Raw genomic sequence first — 17,511 nt, 5'->3', positions numbered from 1 at the left:
CGCGCCTAGCCGATCAGCGCGTCCAGCAGTTCCTCGATCCGTCCGGCCCGCGCGATCGGGTCGGCGATGCCCTCGGCGGCGATCCACCGTCCGTTCTTCTCGACCAGATCGTCGAGCGGTTTCGCGGCAGTCCGGTCGTGCGGCGTGAACGCGATCGCAGCGGGACCCGCGTCGATCTGTCGTACGCCCGCCTCACGCGCCATCATCCGGATCCGCGCCACCTGCAACAGTCGCAGCGCTGCCTCGGGCGCCTTGCCGAACCGGTCGTCCAGCTCCGCCTCGAACAGGTCGAGTGCCGAGACATCCTCCAGCCGCGCAAGCCGGCCATAGAGCGACATCCGGACCTCGATCTCGGGGATCCACGCTTCGGGAAGGCTGCCGCCCAGTTCGAGGTGGAGCTCGGGAATCCAGTCGTCGATCGGCGCACCGCCCTCGCGGTCGATCCGCGCCAGCCGCAACGCGCGACCGAACAGATGCTGGTACAGGTCGATCCCGATCAGCTTCATGTGACCAGCCTGTGCCTCGCCGACCAGATCGCCGGCGCCCCGCAAGTCGAGATCGCGCGCACTGATCGCAAACCCCGCGCCCAGGCGGTCGAACGCCTGGAGCGTGCGCAACCGCTTCAGCGTCGCCTCCGCGATCGTCGCCTCGCCGTCGGTCAGCAGCATAACCTGCCCCCGCCGTCCACTGCGACCGACGCGTCCCCGCAACTGATGCAGCTGCGACAGCCCGAACCGATCCGCGTGATGGACGATCATCGTGTTCGCGCGCGGCACGTCGAGCCCGGCCTCGATAATGTTGGTCGCGAGCAGCACGTCACCGTCGCCCGCCGCGAACGCGACCATCGCCTCGTCGATCTCCCCCGCCGGCATTTTCCCATGCGCCTGCACCAGCCCAAGTTCGGGCACGAGCTTGGCCAGCTTGGCGGCAAGCGGCGCCATGTCGTCGATCCGCGGCACCACGACGAAGCTCTGTCCGCCTCGCGCACGTTCCCGACGCAGCGCCGCGCGCACCGTCGCATCATCGAACTGTGCGACCGACGTGCGGATCGGCTGGCGACGCGCCGGCGGAGTGGCGATGACCGATAGGCCCTGCAACCCGATCATCGCGGATTGCAGCGTGCGCGGGATCGGCGTCGCGCTCAGCGTCAGGACATGCCCCGCCCCTAGCGCATGCATCTTGGCCTTGTCGGCCGCACCGAACCTTTGCTCTTCATCGATCACGACGAGCGCGAGATCCTTGTACGCGACGCCCTTGCCGGCGATCGCCCCCGTGCCGATCACGACGCCGATCGATCCATCCGCAAGCCCCGCCCGAACCCGTGCCTTCTCCGCCGTGCTCGACAACCGCGACAGGCCGGCAACGGCCACGCCGGTCCCCTCGAAGCGCTTCGAGAACGTCTCGATATGCTGGCGGACCAGCACCGTCGTCGGCGCGGCGATCGCGACCTGGCGTCCAGCCAGCGCGACGGCAGCAGCGGCACGCAACGCGACCTCGGTCTTGCCGTAGCCGACGTCGCCGATGATCAGCCGGTCCATCGGCTTGCCGCTCGCAAGGTCCGCCAGCGTCGTCGCGATCGCCTTTGCCTGATCCGGCGTCTCGGTGAACGCGAAGCCGGCGGCGAATTTCTCGTAGCGGGCGCGGTCGGGCTCGATCGGATCGGTCGTCCGTGCGTCGCGCTCGGCGGCGATCGCGGCGAGGTCCCGCGCGCTTTCGGCAATCGCCGCATCGATCGCGCCACGCCGCTTCTGCCACGACGCGCCGTCGAGCGAATCGAGCGTGACCGCGTCGATCTCCGCGCCATACCGCCAGATCCGGTCGGCCTCGCGCACCGGCACGAGGCGGCGGCCTTCCTTGGCATATTCCAGGACGATCGCGTCGCCATCGGTACCCGGGAGCATCTCAAGCCCGCGGACGACGCCGATCCCGAACTCCTCGTGGACGATCACGTCGCCGCATCGCAGCTCGCTCGTCAGTCCCGGCAGCATGCCTGCGCTGCCGCCTGCGATCTCGTCACCCCGCGCGCGCCCGCCGAGCATATCCGCGCCGGCAACGACCGCGGTCCCACTCGCGACGAACCCGCGATCGACCGGGGCGACCAGCAGCATCGCGGTGCCGGGCTTGGCCGAAACGACGTCCGTCCAGTGATCGACCGACGTAAATGTGATTTTCGCTGCCCGCTCGAGCCTGGGCTGGAGGAACCGCAGGTCGCGCGGCGACCCCACGACGAGCAGACGCCCATCTGCAAGCGCGGCCTTCGCGAACCGGGCGAACGCGCGCGCTGGATCGCGCCGTTCGATGAACCGTGGGGGCATGTCGTCGCCGACGTCGAACGCAGCCGTTCCACGGTTCGCGATCTCGGTTGCCCAGACCTTTTCGAGGACCAGATCGGCGGAGGCACGACGTCTGGGTAGGCCGTCCGCGGCGATGGCAAGGAACCGATCGCGCCGCTTCTCCGCATCCCGGTCGAACGCGATCGCTGCATCCGGTAGGTGCGCGAGGATCGACACGCCCTTCTCGACCACGGGCTCGGTCGCGCGGCCGATCTCGACGACGTCGACGTCGCCCAGGCCGAGCTGAGACACCGGATCGTAATCGCGAAGCCCGGTAATGTGGCCATCGGCGAACTCGATCCGGACCGGAGTCTCGCGGTCCGCGGGGAACACGTCGATCACGCCACCGCGTACCGCGATCTCGCCGGGTTCGTCGATCCGATCGTCGGTCAGGTAGCCGACCTCCTCGGCGATCGCGGCAAACGCCTCGATGTCGATCGGATCGCCGACCTGCAGCCGCGGTGGCGCGACGTCGAACATTGGCGGCGGCGGATAGCGGACCGCCGTCGCCTCGGCAGTCGTGACAACCAGGATCGGCGCCGCCTCACTCTCGGCCCCCGCGCGCAGCCGCCGCAACGCTGCAACCCGACGTCCGACATTGGCAGGCGATGCCGGCGCATCGTCGCCCGGCAGAGCGTCACTCGACGGCACATGGACGACCAGCGCATCGGGCGCGAGCGCCGCCGCGATGGTCGCGATCTCCGTCGCACGCTGATCGTCCGCCGCGACGTAGACGAGGTTCCCGTCAGACAAACGCTCGACGATCGCCGCCGCCAGCGGCGCCACCGCGCTAGACTTCGCCGCTATCGCTGGCGCAACATCCGTATTCTCGACGTCTTGACTGATCTGAAGCACCGATACGCATCCTTCTTTCGAGGATGAACGTGATGCAGGCAGCGTGCGTTCCGGCGATACTATCCTCGATCAGGGTATTCGATCACCATTCGAAGGCAGGAACGATCGTGCGCCGTCCGACCAGGAACGCGTCCGCCACGAGCCGCAGCGGCGTAACGTCCACATCGCTCGAGCGCGAGCCGACAAGCGCCGCGAACTTGGCATAGAGCCCGGGATATTCCGCGTCTGGCGCCTTTGTCACCTCGCCGTCGACTTCCAGAATCGCGCCGCCCATGCTCAGCTTGAGCGTACCGCCGTCGGTCTCGACGACGATGTCCCATTGCTGCGGGCCTTCGTGCAGGAAGTCGAACGCCGCCGTCACGGGGATGTCGCCACAGGTGAGATCGATATCGGCAGCCAGCGGCGACATCCGGCCGTCCGGCACATGCAGGTCCGCACGATGCACGACCCAGTCGCCGGGGAGGATCTCGGTCACGATCGACAGCGCGTTGATGCCCGGATCGAACACGCCGAACCCGCCTGCTTCCAGAATCCAGTCCTGGCCGGGGTGCCAGCGTCGGATATCCTCGCGCCATGCGATCGTGACGCGCTCGACCTTGCGATCGGCAAGCCACGCGCGCGCCGGCGCGACGCCGGCCGCTTCGCGCGAATGCCAGGTCGCGAACAGCGAACGACCAGCGGTAACCGCATGCGCCTCGATCCGCGCGACTTCGGACAGCGTCGCGGCGGGCGGCTTCTCCATCATCACGTCCAGTCCGGCATCGAGCGCCGCCATCGCGATCGCGGACCGTCCGACCGGTGGCGTGCAGATCGAAACGGCATCGAGGTCATGCCCCGCCGCAAGCAGTTCAGCGATGTCGTGGTAGTTATCGACGCCGTCGACCACCGCATTGCGACTGACCGCCGCGACCAGTTCGAAGCGCGGATCGTTCGCGATCGCCGGCAGATGCTGGTCGCGCGCGATCTTGCCAACGCCGATGATCGCCAGCCGGATCGGCTTCGCAGACATTGCCTCGGTCGCCATTAGAAATCCTCTCGATTATAGTATTAGGGGTGGCGCGCGTCCGCTCCGTCCGCGATCACCTCGCGCCGGCTTACTCGTCGCCGATCAGCGTCAGCACGTCGCCGATGATCCGCGTCATCGCGATCCGCGCCGCGGCGGGGTCACGTGCGATGATCGCGTCCGCCACCGCGGCGTGATCGGGGATATTGGCGGAACGGCCCTTGATCCGGTTGGTGAAGCGGATCGACGTCCGCAGCGCGGTCGAGACAACCGACTGGAACTGCGCGTAGAACGGGTTCTTCGACGCGCGCAGGATCGCCATGTGAAACGCGATGTCGGCCTCGAGCGGATCGGTCGTTCCCGCCTCGCCCGCTTCCATCTGCGCCAGCCCGTTGCGGATCGCCGCCTCGTCCGCAGCGTCACCGAACCGCGCCGCCAATGCCGCGGCCTCCGGCTCGATCGCGACGCGCAACTGGTTGAAGTGCCGCAGCAACTCGACCGAGAACTTGCGCTCCAGCGTCCAGCGCAGCACGTCGGTATCGAACAGGTTCCACGAGCTCGCCGGCTGTACGACGGTCCCCTGCCGCGGCCGTGCGCTGACCAAGCCCTTGGCGGTCAGCATCTTGACCGCCTCGCGAGTCACCGATCGGCTCACGCCATGCGTCTTGGCGATCTCCGCTTCGGTCGGGAACGGACGGTTTTCATAGCGCCCGGTGACGATCGCCCGCCCAAGCGTGTCGAGCATCCCATGCGTCAGATTACGGCCCAAGATCGCGGTGGCCGGAAGAACGTCGGTGTCTGTCGTATCGGTCGCCATCGGCCGGGTTTTGGCGCAACGCGCTCCTGGTGTCACGCGTCTTGCAACGCGCCGCAACGATATCCGGTGGAAGGCTTGCGGCATTCATCGTACAATTAGCGACAATGCGGGCGGATACGGGCGAAACCGTCAAGCTCGCGACGACGTCGAGGTAGAGTTATGCAGCCTTTCATTGCAGTCGACTGGGGCACCACCAATCGGCGTGCGTTCCGGATCGAGGATGGTGCGGTCGTCGCGACCGAACGCGACGACCGTGGTGCCGCAGCCGTAGCGGCCGGCGAGTACGATGCTGAGGTTGCGGGTATCCGCGAACGGCTGGGCGACCTGCCGATGCTGCTCGCGGGGATGGTCGGATCGAACATCGGCTGGCGTAGCGTGCCCTACGTCGCCGCCCCCGCAGGACTTGCAGACGTTGCCGCCGCACTCGACCGGATCGACGACCGGACCGCGATCGTCCCCGGCTTGTCATACCGCGACGGGTTGCACGCCGATGTGATGCGCGGCGAAGAGGTCCAACTGCTGGGCGCGATCGCCGCAGAACTGGTGCCAGCGGACGCGCTGCTCTGCCAGCCCGGCACGCACTGCAAATGGGCGACCGTCGAGGGCGGTAGGATCGCTCGGTTCACGACCGCGATGACCGGCGAACTCTTCGCGCTCTTACGCGCACACGGCATCCTGTCACGGCAGCTCGGCCATCCGGTCGAGCCGGGCGCAGCGTTTCTCGAAGGCGTTGCGGAAGGCGCCAAACGCGATCTCGCCGCCGGCCTGTTCGCGATCCGCGCGCGCGGCGTACTCGGGCTTGCCGACGATGCGCACGCTGCCTCATTCGCGAGCGGGCTACTGATCGGCGCGGACACCGCCGCGCGTATCGAGGCCGGCGCGACCGTCCACATCCTCGCCGACCCGGCCCTCGGCGCGCTGTACGCCAGCGCGATCGGTGCGCTCGGCGGCACGTCGCACCATATAGACAGTCAGGCCGCGTTCGTGGCCGGCATCACCCGCATCCAGGATCTCGTTGCATGACCATCCGCCAAGCTTTCGACGACGCCTTCGCGAAATGCCCGCTGATCGCGATCCTGCGCGGGGTGAAGCCAGACGAGGTCGAGGCGATCGGCGAGGCGCTGGTCGACGCAGGCTTTACGATCATCGAAGTGCCGATGAACTCGCCCGATCCGCTCGACAGCATCGCCCGACTGGCGCGCCGGTTCGAGGGACGCGCGGTCGTCGGCGCGGGGACGGTCTTGCGGGTCGAGGACGTCGAGGCGGTCGGCGCGGCGGGCGGCACGCTGATCATCGCCCCCAACGCCAATGTACGCGTGATCGCCGCAGCGGCGGACAAGGGCTATGTCGCGCTCCCCGGCATCGCGACTCCGACCGAGGCGTTCGCCGCACTCGACGCCGGTGCCGCCGCGCTGAAACTGTTTCCCGCCGAGGCCGCAAGCCCCACGGTGCTCAAGGCGATGCGCGCGGTTCTTCCCAAGGATACGCGCGTGTTGCCGGTCGGCGGGATAACGCCCGAACGCATGGCGGAATGGCGCACCGCCGGCGCGGCAGGATTCGGTCTGGGCTCGGCACTGTATGCGCCGGGCATGACCGCAGACGACGTCGGCGCACGGGCGGCCGGCTTTATTGCGGCGTTGAACGCAGGATAACCAGATCATCTGGCGGGGATCGTCTTCGCCGCGCGTTGCGGTTAGGGCGTCGCGATGATGTTCGCCGCTCAGGAACGAGACCTCGCCGCGCTGGCCGCAGCGGACCGGTACCGATCGCTTCGCCCGCGACAGGGCGTGGACTTCGCCTCGAACGACTATCTCGGGCTGGCCGGGTCGGACCGACTGCGCGGCGCCATGGTCGATGCCCTGCGACGCGGCGTGCCGGTCGGCTCCGGGGGGTCGCGATTGCTCCGTGGCAATGCACCCGAGCACGAGGCGCTCGAAGCGGACGCCGCCACCTTCTTCGGCACCGCGACGGCGTTGTTCTTCGCCAGCGGTTACGTCGCGAACACGATATTGTTCGCGACGCTACCGCAACGCGGCGACCTGATCGTCCACGATGCGCTGATCCACGCCAGCGCGCATGAGGGCATGCGTCTCACGCGAGCGACCTTCGTCGCCGCTGCGCATAACGATGCAAACGCATTCGAGGATGCGATCGTCGATTGGCGCAGATCGGGTGCCACCGGCCGCGCCTGGATCGCGGTCGAGAGCCTCTACAGCATGGATGGCGACCGCGCACCGCTGGCCGCGTTGGCCGAGATTGCCGATCGACACGATGCGATCCTGCTGATCGACGAAGCGCATGCCACGGGCGTGTTCGGCACCGATGGCCGCGGACTGGCCGAGGGACTCGACGGGCGCGAGAACGTCATCAGCTTGCGAACCTGCGGCAAGGCACTGGGATGCGAAGGCGCGCTGTTGTGCGGGCCGGCGGTCATGCGCGAGTTCATCGTCAATCGCGGGCGCGGGTTCATCTTCTCGACCGCACCCTCGCCGCTGATGGCGCTGGCGGTCGGAGAAGTCCTCCGCATCATCGCAGACGAACCGGCACGGCGGGAGCGGCTCTGGGACCTGATCGCGACGGCGGAGCGCGTGCTTGCCCCTTACGGCGTCGCGGCGACGGGGTCTCAGATCCTGCCGCTAGTGCTGGGAGACGCCGCGCGGACGATGCATGTGGCGGGCGCGATCCAGGCGGCGGGGTTCGACGTGCGCGGGATACGGCCGCCGACCGTGCCCGAGGGCGGATCACGGTTGCGGATTTCGTTGACGCTGAACGCGACGATCGCGGATATCGAGGCTTTGGGTGAGGTCATGGGAGAGGCATTGCGATGACGATCGTCGTTACCGGAACGGATACCGATATCGGCAAGACCGTGTTCGCCGCCGGGCTCACCGCTGCACTCGGCGCGCGATATTGGAAGCCGGTGCAGGCAGGGCTCGCGGACGGCAGCGACGCAGCCTCCGTCGTGACACTCGGCGTTCCAGCGGACCACGTACTTCCCGAAGCATACCGGCTGACGACCCCCTGCTCGCCGCATCTCGCCGCCGAGATCGACGGCGTCACGATCGACCCCGACCGCCTCGCGCTACCTCAAATCGACGGACCACTGGTCGTCGAGGGCGCAGGCGGCGTGATGGTCCCCGTCACGCGCGAGTTGATCTTCGCCGACCTGTTCGCGCGCTGGGCCGAGCCGGTCGTGCTCGTCGCGCGCACCGGGCTCGGCACGATCAACCACAGCCTGCTCTCGATCGAAGCGCTGCGCAGCCGCGGCGTACCGATCCTCGGCATCGCCTTCGTCGGCGATGCGGTCGAGGATAGCGAAGCAACGATCGCCGCACTCGGCGACGTCCGCCGGCTCGGTCGCCTGCCCCGCCTTGATCCGCTCAACGCCGCAACACTGGCGCAGGCGTTCGCCGCAAACTTCGACCTGGAGGCGTTCCGGTGACCGACTCCCCCGTCTGGCACCCCTTCACGCAGCACGGCTTGGGTGAGCCGATCCCGCTCGTCACGCATGCAGAGGGCGCCGCACTCTACACGGACGGGCGACGGATCGTCGATGCGATCTCGTCCTGGTGGGTCACCACGCATGGCCACGCCAACCCGAAGATCATGGCCGCCATCGCCGAACAGGCGGGCAAGCTCGACCAGATCATCTTCGCCGGCTGGACGCACCAGCCCGCCGAAGACCTCGCACGCGGGCTGACCGCGATCATGCCGCCCGAACTGACCCGCGTGTTCTTCTCCGACTCAGGCTCGACCAGCGTCGAGTGCGCGCTGAAGATGGCGCTCGGTTACTGGCTCGATCGCGGCGAGGATCGCCACCGCATTCTCGTACTCGAACACGGCTATCACGGCGACACGATCGGCGCGATGTCGGTCGGCGCGCGCGGCGTCTACAACCGCGCCTACGCGCCGTTGCTGTTCGACGTCGGCACGATCCCCTTCCCCGCCGCCGGGCACGAACAGGCGACACTCGACGCGCTGGAAGCCGCCTGCGCCGCGAAACCCGCCGCGTTCATCGTCGAGCCGTTGCTGCTCGGCGCGGGCGGAATGCACATCTATCCAGCGCACATCCTCGCCGAGATGCGGCGGATTTGCACAGCGCACGACGTCCTGTTCATCGCCGACGAGGTGATGACCGGCTGGGGCCGCACCGGCACGTTGCTCGCCTGCAAACAGGCGGGCGTGGTGCCCGACATCCTGTGCCTGTCGAAGGGGCTGACCGGCGGCGCGATCCCACTCGCCGTAACGATGGCGACCGAGCCGATCTACCAGGCGCATTACGGCACCGACCGCGCGCGCATGTTCTTCCACTCGTCGAGCTACACCGCCAACCCGATCGCCTGCGCCGCCGCCAATGCGAACCTTGCGATCTGGCGCGACGAACCGGTCCGCGATCGGATTGCCGACCTCGCCACACGCCAAGCCTCGCGCCTCGAAGGCCTCGCCCGCCACCCCCGCATCGCCAACGCGCGCCAGATCGGCACCATCACCGCGGTCGAACTCCGCGGCGAGGACGGCTATCTGTCGCAAATCGGCCCGCAATTGCTCGCCTTCTTCCGCGACCACGACCTGCTGCTCCGCCCGCTCGGCAACACCGTCTACGTCATGCCGCCCTATTGCATCGACGATTCCGATCTGGACCGAATCTATGCGGCGATCGCCGAAGCATGCGACGCAATCCGGCATTGATCCTGACGCTCTTGCTGCACTGCAGCAACAAATGATGTACGTGCGACGTTGAGATAAGATCGCGGCCGAGTACGCTGGCGACGAAAGGCTCGATTACCGTGAGAAACATCGCCGATACCCTCGCCCGCATGGCGCGTGCCGGAGCCCCGACGCAGCGCGACACTGCGCTTAGCCGCCTGACGCCGCTGACCGAGTTCGGGACCAACCCAGGTGCGCTGCTGGGCTTCAGCTACGTTCCCGCCAATCTGCCAGCGAACGCACCACTAGTCGTCGTCCTGCACGGCTGCACGCAAACCGCGGCGGGGTATGACCACGGTTCGGGCTGGTCGAAGCTCGCCGATCGCGCGGGCTTCGCGCTGGTCTTCCCCGAGCAGACGCGCGCTAACAACCCTAACCTCTGCTTCAACTGGTTCGCCTCGGAGGACACCGCACAAGCCGGCGGTGAGGCCGAATCGATCGCGCAGATGACCGAGACGATGATCGCGCGCCACGGCCTCGACCGCAGCCGCGTGTACGTCACCGGCCTGTCCGCGGGCGGCGCGATGACGATGGCGATGCTCGCCACGCGTCCAGACCTGTTCGCGGGCGGCGCAGTGATCGGCGGCCTCGCCTACGGCACCGCCACCGGCGTGTCGCAGGCACTCGACCGGATGCGCGGGCACGGCGACTCCAGCGACACAGCGCTGGTCGACATGGTCCGCAGCGGCGCTCGTGGCCACGACGGACGCTGGCCGACGCTCGCGATCTGGCACGGCGGCGCGGATGCGACGGTGAGCGTGGCGAACGCGGACACGATCGCGCGGCAATGGCGCGGGATCCACGGCGTCGACGTCAAATCGATGCGCATGGAGCAGATAGGCACCGCCGTCCACCGGATCTGGTCGGACGCGCAAGGGCGTGACGTCGTCGAGGACTGGACCGTGCCGGGCATGGGCCACGGCACGCCGATCGATCCTTCGCGTGGCGAACGCTTGGGCGCCGCGGGGCCGTTCATGCTCGACGTCGGGATTTCCAGCACGGCGGTGATCGCGAAATCCTGGGGGTTGGTTACGGCGGCGAAAGCGGAGACCGCGGTCAAGGCCGCACCGGTCGAACGGGTCGCCAAGATCGCGATCCCGGTCTCGCCGAAGCCTGCGTCGAAGCCCCGCGCCGAAGCCCCCGGTATCCAGGCGACGATCGAGAACGCCCTCCGCGCAGCCGGGTTGATGCGGTAGGATAGCCATCGGCTAGCGGTTGGGTGCACTCCCGCCAACGCCCACCCGTCATCCTGACGAAAGTCAGGACCCAGAGCCAGACAGGACACCATCCGTTACCCTGGATCCTGACTTTCGTCAGGATGACGGAGGGGCTTGGGAGCGTTGGGCAATTCGACCAGTGCCATTCCATCGAGTCGCGCCGTATCGATCCTCCCCCGCCAGGGGGAGGTGGCAGGCGCTCGCCTGACGGAGGGGGCGGGACGGACGGCATCCGTCGCGCATCCTCCCCCTCCGTCGTCTACGGCGCCACCTCCTTACAGCGAAGGATCGACGGGAGTAATCGACAAGCCGCCCAACCCGGCTAAAGCCAGCGGATGACGTCCACCCCGCCCCGCCCCTGGCGCACCGAGTTCGCCGCGACGCTGAAACTCGCCTGGCCCCTGGTAGCGACGAATCTCGCGCAGGCACTGGTCGGCGCGACCGACGTCGCAATGCTCGGGCGGCTGGGCTCCGACACGCTGGCGGCGGCGACGCTCGGCCTGAACCTCTACCTCGTCTTCCTGATCTTCGGCATGGGCCTCACCACCGCCGCCGTCCCGATGATCGCACGCGAGCGCGGCGCGCGGCCGCATGCGGTGCGCGATATCCGGCGGACCGTGCGCCAGACCATATGGGTCGCCGCAACGCTCTGCATTCCGTCATGGATCATCCTGTTGAATGCCGAGCCGATCCTAGTCCACCTACTCGACCAGGATCCGGCGCTAGCGCACGAGGCGGCACGCTTCGTCCGCGCCGTGATGTGGGGAATGCTGCCCAGCCTCTGCTTCCTTGTACTCCGCGCGTTCGTCGCCGCACTCGAGAAACCCGCCTGGTCGCTGGTCGTGATGGTCGGACTGCTGGTCGTCAACGCGGGGCTCAACTGGCTGCTGATCTTCGGCCACGCCGGCCTCCCCGCGCTCGGCTTGCTCGGCTCGGGCATGGCGAGCAGCATCGCCAACGGCCTCAGCTTCGTCGCGATGGCGGCGGTCATCGTCTATGCCAGGCCGTTCCGCCGCTACCACCTGCTGGGCCGGTTCTGGCGCGCCGACTGGCCGCGATACCGCGCGGTCTGGAAGCTCGGCCTGCCGATCGCGATCACGCTCGGGTTCGAGTCCACCGTGTTCATCGCCGCGGTGTTCCTGATGGGCCTGCTCGGCACCGTGCCGCTCGCCGCGCACGCGATCGCGATCCAGATCGCCAGCGTCACGTTCATGGTCCCGCTCGGCATCGCCCAAGCTGCCACCGTCCGCGTCGGTCTCGCCTCCGGACGCGGCGACCGCGCAGGCATTGGGCGTGCCGGCTGGGCGGCGTTCGCGATCGGCGAAGGCTTCATGGTGCTGACCGCCACGCTCCTGATCCTAGCCCCGCAAATGCTGATCGGCATCATCGTAGATGTCGACGCGCCCGCCAACGCACCCGTCGTCGCGTTGGCGATCTCGCTGCTCGCGGTCGCCGCGGTGTTCCAGGTGGTCGACGGCGCGCAGGTGATCGGCGCAGGCATGTTGCGCGGGTTGGGCGATACGAAAGTGCCGATGCTGTTCGCCGCGGTCGGTTACTGGGGGATCGGCATCGGCGTCGGTGCATGGCTAGCGTTCGGGCGCGGCTGGGGCGGAGTCGGCATCTGGACCGGGCTGGCGACCGGGTTGGCGGTGGTTTCGGTGCTCATGATCGCCCGATGGCAGGCGCGCGAGCGACTTGGGCTCGGCTAAGGCTCGCTTGGTCTCTTCGTCCGACATTTCTGATACATAGTCGCCCCGTTGTGTTAACATGTGTTATACAAACGGAGCCTGACATATGCCGGATCAAGACCGCATCGTCGCGATCGGACTGCTCACGCAGCGCGACGTTTTCGCGCTCGGCCATGACCTGTCGCGCGTCTATCCGATCGACGAGATGCCTTGCTTCGGCGCGCTGCTCGGCGCGATCGACGACGCCGACCGTGCGTTCCACCGCGCCCGCGATGCCCAGCGGCTCGCCATTCCAATCCAGCGCAGCGCAACCACGCTCGCATAGCGGCGTTCGAGACCCGCTGCCCCGCGGAGATCGATCATGACGCTGCCTACCGAAATGCTGCTGCTTGGCTGGTCGACGGTCCTGCTGTTCGCGTACGTCATGATCCAGGGACAGACTGCGACACGCGACCGCGGCCTCGACTGGAACGCAGGCCCGCGCGACGGCGACCAGAAACCGCTCGGCGAGATGGCCGGTCGCGCCGAACGGGCGCTCAAGAATTTCCAGGAAACCTACCCCGTCTTCATCGCGCTCGCGCTGGGGCTGGCCGTGACCGATCGCACCGGCGGACTCGGTGCGATCGGCGCATGGCTCTGGTTCGGTGCGCGGATCGCCTACATCCCGCTCTATCTGTTCGGCATCAAATATGTCCGCAGCCTGTGCTGGACGGTGTCGATCCTCGGCCTGCTGCTGATGCTGATCCGCTTCCTCTGAAACCTAGTCTCAAAAAGTGCGGATGATCGCCGAGAAGTCGAGCCCACCCTGCCCGGCCTCGGCAAACGCCTCGTAACGCTCCGCGGCCTTCGCGCCCATAGGCGTATCCGCACCGGTATCCTTGGCCGCCGCCATCGCGAGCCGCAGGTCCTTGAGCATCAGCGCCGCCGCGAAGCCACCCTGATAGTCATGATCGGCGGGCGTCTCGGGACCGATACCGGGCAGCGGCGCATAGGTCGTCATCGACCAGCTCTGCCCCGACGAGACGCTGGCTATGTCGTAAAACGCCTGCGCGTCGAGCCCGAGCTTCTCCGCCAGCACGAAAGCCTCGCAAGTCGCGATCATCGTCGCGCCGAGGATCATGTTGTTGCAGATCTTCGCCGCCTGCCCCGCGCCGTTCGCGCCCGCGTGGATGACCGCCTTGCTCATGCCGGCAAGGATCGCCTGCGCGCGGTCGAACGCCTCCGCCGAGCCGCCGACCATGAAAGTCAGTGTCCCCGCATTCGCCGCGCCGATCCCGCCCGAGACGGGCGCGTCGACCGCGACGAGTCCCTTAGCCTGCGCGGCGGCGGCGACCTGCTTGGCGGTGGCGACGTCGATCGTCGAGCAGTCGATCAGGATCGCGGACGGCGACGCGACGGCGAACAACGCGCCGTAGACCTCGGCGACATGCTTGCCGGCGGGGAGCATGGTCACGATCGCCTCGGCACCGTCCGCGGCTTCGGAAGCGGAGGCGACCGGCAGGCATCCTGCGGCCTTCGCCTTGTGCAGTGCGTCGGCGCTCAGGTCGAACGCGCGAACGTCGTGGCCCTTCTTGGCGAGGTTCGCCGCCATCCCGCCGCCCATGTTGCCGAGCCCGATGAAACCGATCCGTGCCATGTTTTCTCTCCTAATCTTGCTCCCCTCCCGTTCACGGGAGGGGTTGGGGGAGGGCGGTGCCACAATCAAAGCGTCGGCAGTCGCGGCAGGCCCCTCCCCTGACCCCTCCCGCAAGCGGGAGGGGAATTACGATCATTTCCCCGTCCAGGTCCCGGCGCGCTTCTCGACGAACGCAGCCATCCCCTCGCTCTGGTCCTCAGTCCCGAACAGCCCGTGGAACAACCGCCGCTCGAACTGGACGCCCATCGCCAGCCCCGTCTCGAACGCCGCGTTGACCATTTCCTTGTTCGCCAGCACCGCCAGCGGCGCCATCGCGGCGATCGTGGTCGCCGTCTTCACCGCCTCCTCGACCAGATCGTCGGCCGGTACGATCCGCGAGACGAGGCCCGCGCGCTCCGCTTCGGCGGCGTCCATCATCCGCCCGGTCAGGCACATCTCCATCGCCTTGGCCTTGCCGACCGCGCGCGTGAGGCGCTGCGATCCGCCCATGCCTGGTGACACCGCCAGCTTGATCTCGGGCTGGCCGAACTTGGCGGTATCCGCGGCGAGGATGAAGTCGCACATCATCGCCAGCTCGCACCCGCCGCCGAGCGCATAGCCCGCGACCGCCGCGATGACGGGTTTGCGCGTCCGCGTGAAATTCTCCCAGCCCGCGAAGAAGTTGCTCGCGTACATCTCCGCGAAGCCCTGCGATTGCATCTCCTTGATGTCCGCCCCCGCCGCGAACGCCTTCGCGCTCCCAGTCAGCACCGCGCAGCCTTGCGACGCATCCGCATCGAACGCGGCGAACGCGGTGATGAGGTCGGCGAGCACCTGCGAGTTGAGCGCGTTCAGCGCCTGAGGCCGGTTCAGCGTAACGAGCGTGACGCCACCGCGCTGCTCGACCAGGATCGTTTCGTATTCGGCCATTCCAAACCCTTCCAATTTCGTCACGCCAGCGAAAGCTAGGGTGACGTGCTTTCTGTCATTCAGCCCGGCGTCCACGCCTCATGCTCAGGCAAAGGCGCGAAGATCTGGTCGATCACGTGATCGGTCACATCCTCGGGCGTCGCAGGGTCCCAGCGCGGCGCATTGTCCTTGTCGACGATCACCGCCCGCACGCCCTCGATAAAGTCATGCCGCTGCACGACATGCGCGCCGACCGCATATTCCTGCCGCATCTCGTCCGCGAAGCTCGCCATCCCCGCGCTCTCGTGGAGCAGCCGCAGCGACACCTTCATCGTCTGCGGTGACTTGGTCTTCAGCGTCGCGAGCGTCTGAGTCGCCCACTCCCCACCATCGGCTTCGAGCGCGGCATAGATCTCCTCGAGCACGTCCGACGCGAACAGCCGGTCGATCTCGTCTTTGCGCGCGAGGATCTTCGCGTCGGTTGCCGACGTCGCCAACGCGTCCAGCACGCCCGCGATATTCTGAGGCGCCTCCGCAATCTGCGCCTTTGCAGCGTCAAGCGCGTCGCTCGCCAGATAGTGCGTCGCCAACCCCAGCGCGAGACACTCCGCTCCATCGAGCCGATGCCCCGTCAGCGCCAGATACTGCCCGATCCGCCCTGGCAACCGCGACAGATACCAGCCGCCGCCAACGTCCGGGAAGAGCCCGATCCCCGTCTCCGGCATCGCGAACTTCGTATTCTCGGTCGCGACCCGATACCGGCAGGGCAAGGCCAGCCCGACGCCACCGCCCATCGTGATCCCGTCCATGAACGCGACGATCGACTTGGCATAGGTGAACAGCCGGTGGTTCATCCGGTACTCGGCATGAAAGAACGCCCTCGCCTCGACGCCATCGGTCGCGCCCGAGGCTGCAAGCATGCGGATATCCCCGCCAGCGCAGAACCCACGCCCTTCGGCATGATCGACCACGATCGCCTCGACCGCCGCGTCACCGCGCCAGGCCTCCAGCGCCTCAAGCACGCCTTCGCACATGCCCAGATTCAGCGCGTGCAGTGCCTTGGGGCGGTTGAGCCGTATCCGGCCAATCGGGCCCTCAACGGTGGTGATCACGTCTTCGGTCATTCGCTCTTCCTTGTTCTCCCGCGAAGGCGGGAGCCCAGACTGGACTCCCGCCTTCACGGGAGAACATGCTATTGCCGCGTCAGTTCGCGACCGACGATCATGCGCATGACCTGGTTCGTCCCCTCAAGGATCGAATGCACGCGCAGGTCGCGCCAGAAGCGTTCGATCGGATAGTCCTGAAGATACCCGTAGCCGCCATGCAGCTGCAGAGCGCGGTCGACTACCGACGAGCCGGTATCGGTCGCCAGCCGCTTCGCCATCGCCGCGAACTTGGTCTTGTCGGGCGCGTTCGCCGTCACCTTCGCCGCCGCGATGTAGAGCAGCGCGCGCGCCGCCTCCAACTCGGTCGCCATGTCGGCCAGCATGAACTGTGTGTTCTGGAAATCCGCGATGGCCTTCCCGAACTGTTTGCGGTCCTTGGTATAGGCGATCGCCTCGTCGAGACACCGCTGCGCCCCACCGAGCGAGCACGCACCGATGTTCAGCCGCCCGCCGTCGAGCCCCATCATCGCGATCCGAAAGCCTTCGCCCTCACCGCCGACCATGTTCGCCCCCGGCACGCGGACGCCGTCGAAGATCACCTGCCGCGTGGGCTGCGAATGCCAGCCGAGCTTCTTCTCGTTCGCGCCGAACGACACGCCCGGCATGTCCTTCTCGATCACGAGGCACGAGATGCCCTTCGGCCCGTCCTCACCGGTGCGGACCATCGTCACATACACCTCGTTCTCGCCCGCACCCGAGATGAACTGCTTCGAACCGGTCACGATCCAGTCGTCGCCATCGCGGACGGCTCGCGTCTTCAGAGCAGCCGCGTCGGAACCTGACCCCGGCTCGGTCAGGCAATAGCTCGCCAGCCGGTCCATCGTCACTAGATCGGGCAGATACTTGTCCTTCACCGCAGCCGATCCGAACCGGTCGATCATCCACGCCGCCATGTTGTGGATGCTGATGAAAGCGGACGTCGAAGGGCACCCGTACGACATCGCTTCCATGATCAGCGCCGCCTCAAGCCGCCCCAGCGCGATCCCGCCGCTCTCCTCACTGACATAGATCGCCGCAAACCCGAGCTCGGCCGCCGCCTTGATCGTCTCGCGCGGAAAGATGTGCTTCTCGTCCCACTCGGCCGCGTGCGGGGTAATCCTGTCGGCGGTGAACCGGCGCGCGAGGTCCTGGATCTCGCGCTGGTCGTCGGTGAGGTCGAACTGGTTGGTCATAGGTCTCTCTTCCGTCATGCTGGGCTCGA

Annotated in this window: 16 protein-coding genes; 9 read left to right on the top strand and 7 right to left on the bottom strand. The window is 67.5% G+C overall.

The features are described from left to right. Window positions 1-5 precede the first annotated feature (5 nt). The 3 genes from C8J25_RS10440 to C8J25_RS10430 all read right to left on the bottom strand — a co-directional run bounded on the left by C8J25_RS10440 (window position 6) and on the right by C8J25_RS10430 (window position 5,008). Complete coding sequence (locus C8J25_RS10440; RefSeq protein ID WP_341871534.1) at window positions 6-3,188, bottom strand: TRCF domain-containing protein; 3,183 nt, start codon at window positions 3,186-3,188, stop codon at window positions 6-8. Window positions 3,189-3,270: 82 nt separating this feature from the next. Further along, complete coding sequence (locus C8J25_RS10435) at window positions 3,271-4,212, bottom strand: Gfo/Idh/MocA family protein (protein ID WP_244186981.1); 942 nt, start codon at window positions 4,210-4,212, stop codon at window positions 3,271-3,273. A gap of 70 nt (window positions 4,213-4,282) precedes the next feature. Beyond that, window positions 4,283-5,008 carry a FadR/GntR family transcriptional regulator gene (locus C8J25_RS10430; RefSeq protein WP_107954384.1) on the bottom strand — a complete coding sequence of 242 codons (726 nt, stop codon included), beginning with the start codon at window positions 5,006-5,008 and terminating at the stop codon, window positions 4,283-4,285. A 159-nt stretch (window positions 5,009-5,167) separates the two neighbouring features. Here C8J25_RS10430 and C8J25_RS10425 point away from each other — a divergent pair, with 159 nt between their 5' ends. The 9 genes from C8J25_RS10425 (at window position 5,168) to C8J25_RS10385 (ending at window position 13,377) form a co-directional block, all read left to right on the top strand. Then, window positions 5,168-6,031 (top strand): 2-dehydro-3-deoxygalactonokinase, encoded by an 864-nt coding sequence (locus tag C8J25_RS10425; protein ID WP_107954383.1) that lies wholly within the window; start codon window positions 5,168-5,170, stop codon window positions 6,029-6,031. Then, window positions 6,028-6,660, top strand: coding sequence for a 2-dehydro-3-deoxy-6-phosphogalactonate aldolase (locus C8J25_RS10420; protein ID WP_107954382.1), 633 nt, complete (start codon window positions 6,028-6,030; stop codon window positions 6,658-6,660). The genes C8J25_RS10425 and C8J25_RS10420 overlap by 4 nt, the downstream gene beginning before the upstream one ends. Window positions 6,661-6,714: 54 nt before the next feature. After that, window positions 6,715-7,836 (top strand): 8-amino-7-oxononanoate synthase, encoded by a 1,122-nt coding sequence (locus tag C8J25_RS10415; protein WP_107954381.1) that lies wholly within the window; start codon window positions 6,715-6,717, stop codon window positions 7,834-7,836. Then, window positions 7,833-8,450 (top strand): dethiobiotin synthase, encoded by a 618-nt coding sequence (gene bioD / locus C8J25_RS10410; protein WP_208622570.1) that lies wholly within the window; start codon window positions 7,833-7,835, stop codon window positions 8,448-8,450. The genes C8J25_RS10415 and bioD overlap by 4 nt, the downstream gene beginning before the upstream one ends. Continuing rightward, window positions 8,447-9,697 (top strand): adenosylmethionine--8-amino-7-oxononanoate transaminase, encoded by a 1,251-nt coding sequence (locus C8J25_RS10405; RefSeq protein WP_107954379.1) that lies wholly within the window; start codon window positions 8,447-8,449, stop codon window positions 9,695-9,697. Before bioD ends, C8J25_RS10405 begins: the two co-directional genes overlap by 4 nt. 98 nt (window positions 9,698-9,795) lie before the next feature. Continuing rightward, window positions 9,796-10,911, top strand: coding sequence for an extracellular catalytic domain type 1 short-chain-length polyhydroxyalkanoate depolymerase (locus tag C8J25_RS10400; RefSeq protein WP_244186979.1), 1,116 nt, complete (start codon window positions 9,796-9,798; stop codon window positions 10,909-10,911). 356 nt (window positions 10,912-11,267) lie between these two features. Further along, entirely contained in the window at window positions 11,268-12,641 is a 1,374-nt protein-coding gene (locus C8J25_RS10395; RefSeq protein ID WP_107954377.1) for an MATE family efflux transporter, read from the top strand. An 85-nt stretch (window positions 12,642-12,726) separates the two neighbouring features. Beyond that, complete coding sequence (locus C8J25_RS10390) at window positions 12,727-12,945, top strand: hypothetical protein (RefSeq protein WP_107954376.1); 219 nt, start codon at window positions 12,727-12,729, stop codon at window positions 12,943-12,945. A gap of 36 nt (window positions 12,946-12,981) precedes the next feature. Next, the gene (locus C8J25_RS10385) at window positions 12,982-13,377 is read left to right on the top strand and encodes an MAPEG family protein (RefSeq protein ID WP_107954375.1); all 396 of its coding nucleotides are present in this window, start codon (window positions 12,982-12,984) and stop codon (window positions 13,375-13,377) included. Window positions 13,378-13,386: 9 nt separating this feature from the next. Here the strand turns inward: C8J25_RS10385 and mmsB are convergent, their stop codons facing one another. From mmsB to C8J25_RS10365, 4 genes are all read right to left on the bottom strand, one after another. After that, a complete protein-coding gene (gene mmsB, locus C8J25_RS10380; RefSeq protein WP_107954374.1) occupies window positions 13,387-14,256 on the bottom strand; it encodes a 3-hydroxyisobutyrate dehydrogenase in 870 nt (289 codons plus the stop codon). Window positions 14,257-14,388: 132 nt separating this feature from the next. Then, window positions 14,389-15,165: an enoyl-CoA hydratase gene (locus C8J25_RS10375; protein ID WP_107954373.1), complete on the bottom strand. Its 777-nt coding sequence runs from the start codon at window positions 15,163-15,165 to the stop codon at window positions 14,389-14,391. A gap of 59 nt (window positions 15,166-15,224) precedes the next feature. Next, a complete protein-coding gene (locus C8J25_RS10370) occupies window positions 15,225-16,268 on the bottom strand; it encodes an enoyl-CoA hydratase/isomerase family protein (RefSeq protein ID WP_107954372.1) in 1,044 nt (347 codons plus the stop codon). 68 nt (window positions 16,269-16,336) lie between these two features. After that, window positions 16,337-17,482, bottom strand: a complete 1,146-nt coding sequence (locus C8J25_RS10365; protein WP_107954371.1) for an acyl-CoA dehydrogenase family protein — start codon at window positions 17,480-17,482, stop codon at window positions 16,337-16,339. Window positions 17,483-17,511: the final 29 nt, after the last annotated feature.

The sequence above is a fragment of the Sphingomonas faeni genome, assembly GCF_003053745.1.
Classification (GTDB): Bacteria; Pseudomonadota; Alphaproteobacteria; order Sphingomonadales; family Sphingomonadaceae; genus Sphingomonas; species Sphingomonas faeni.
The sequence above is the reverse complement of the archived record's forward strand: the minus strand, read 5'-3'. Positions and strand labels throughout refer to the sequence as shown.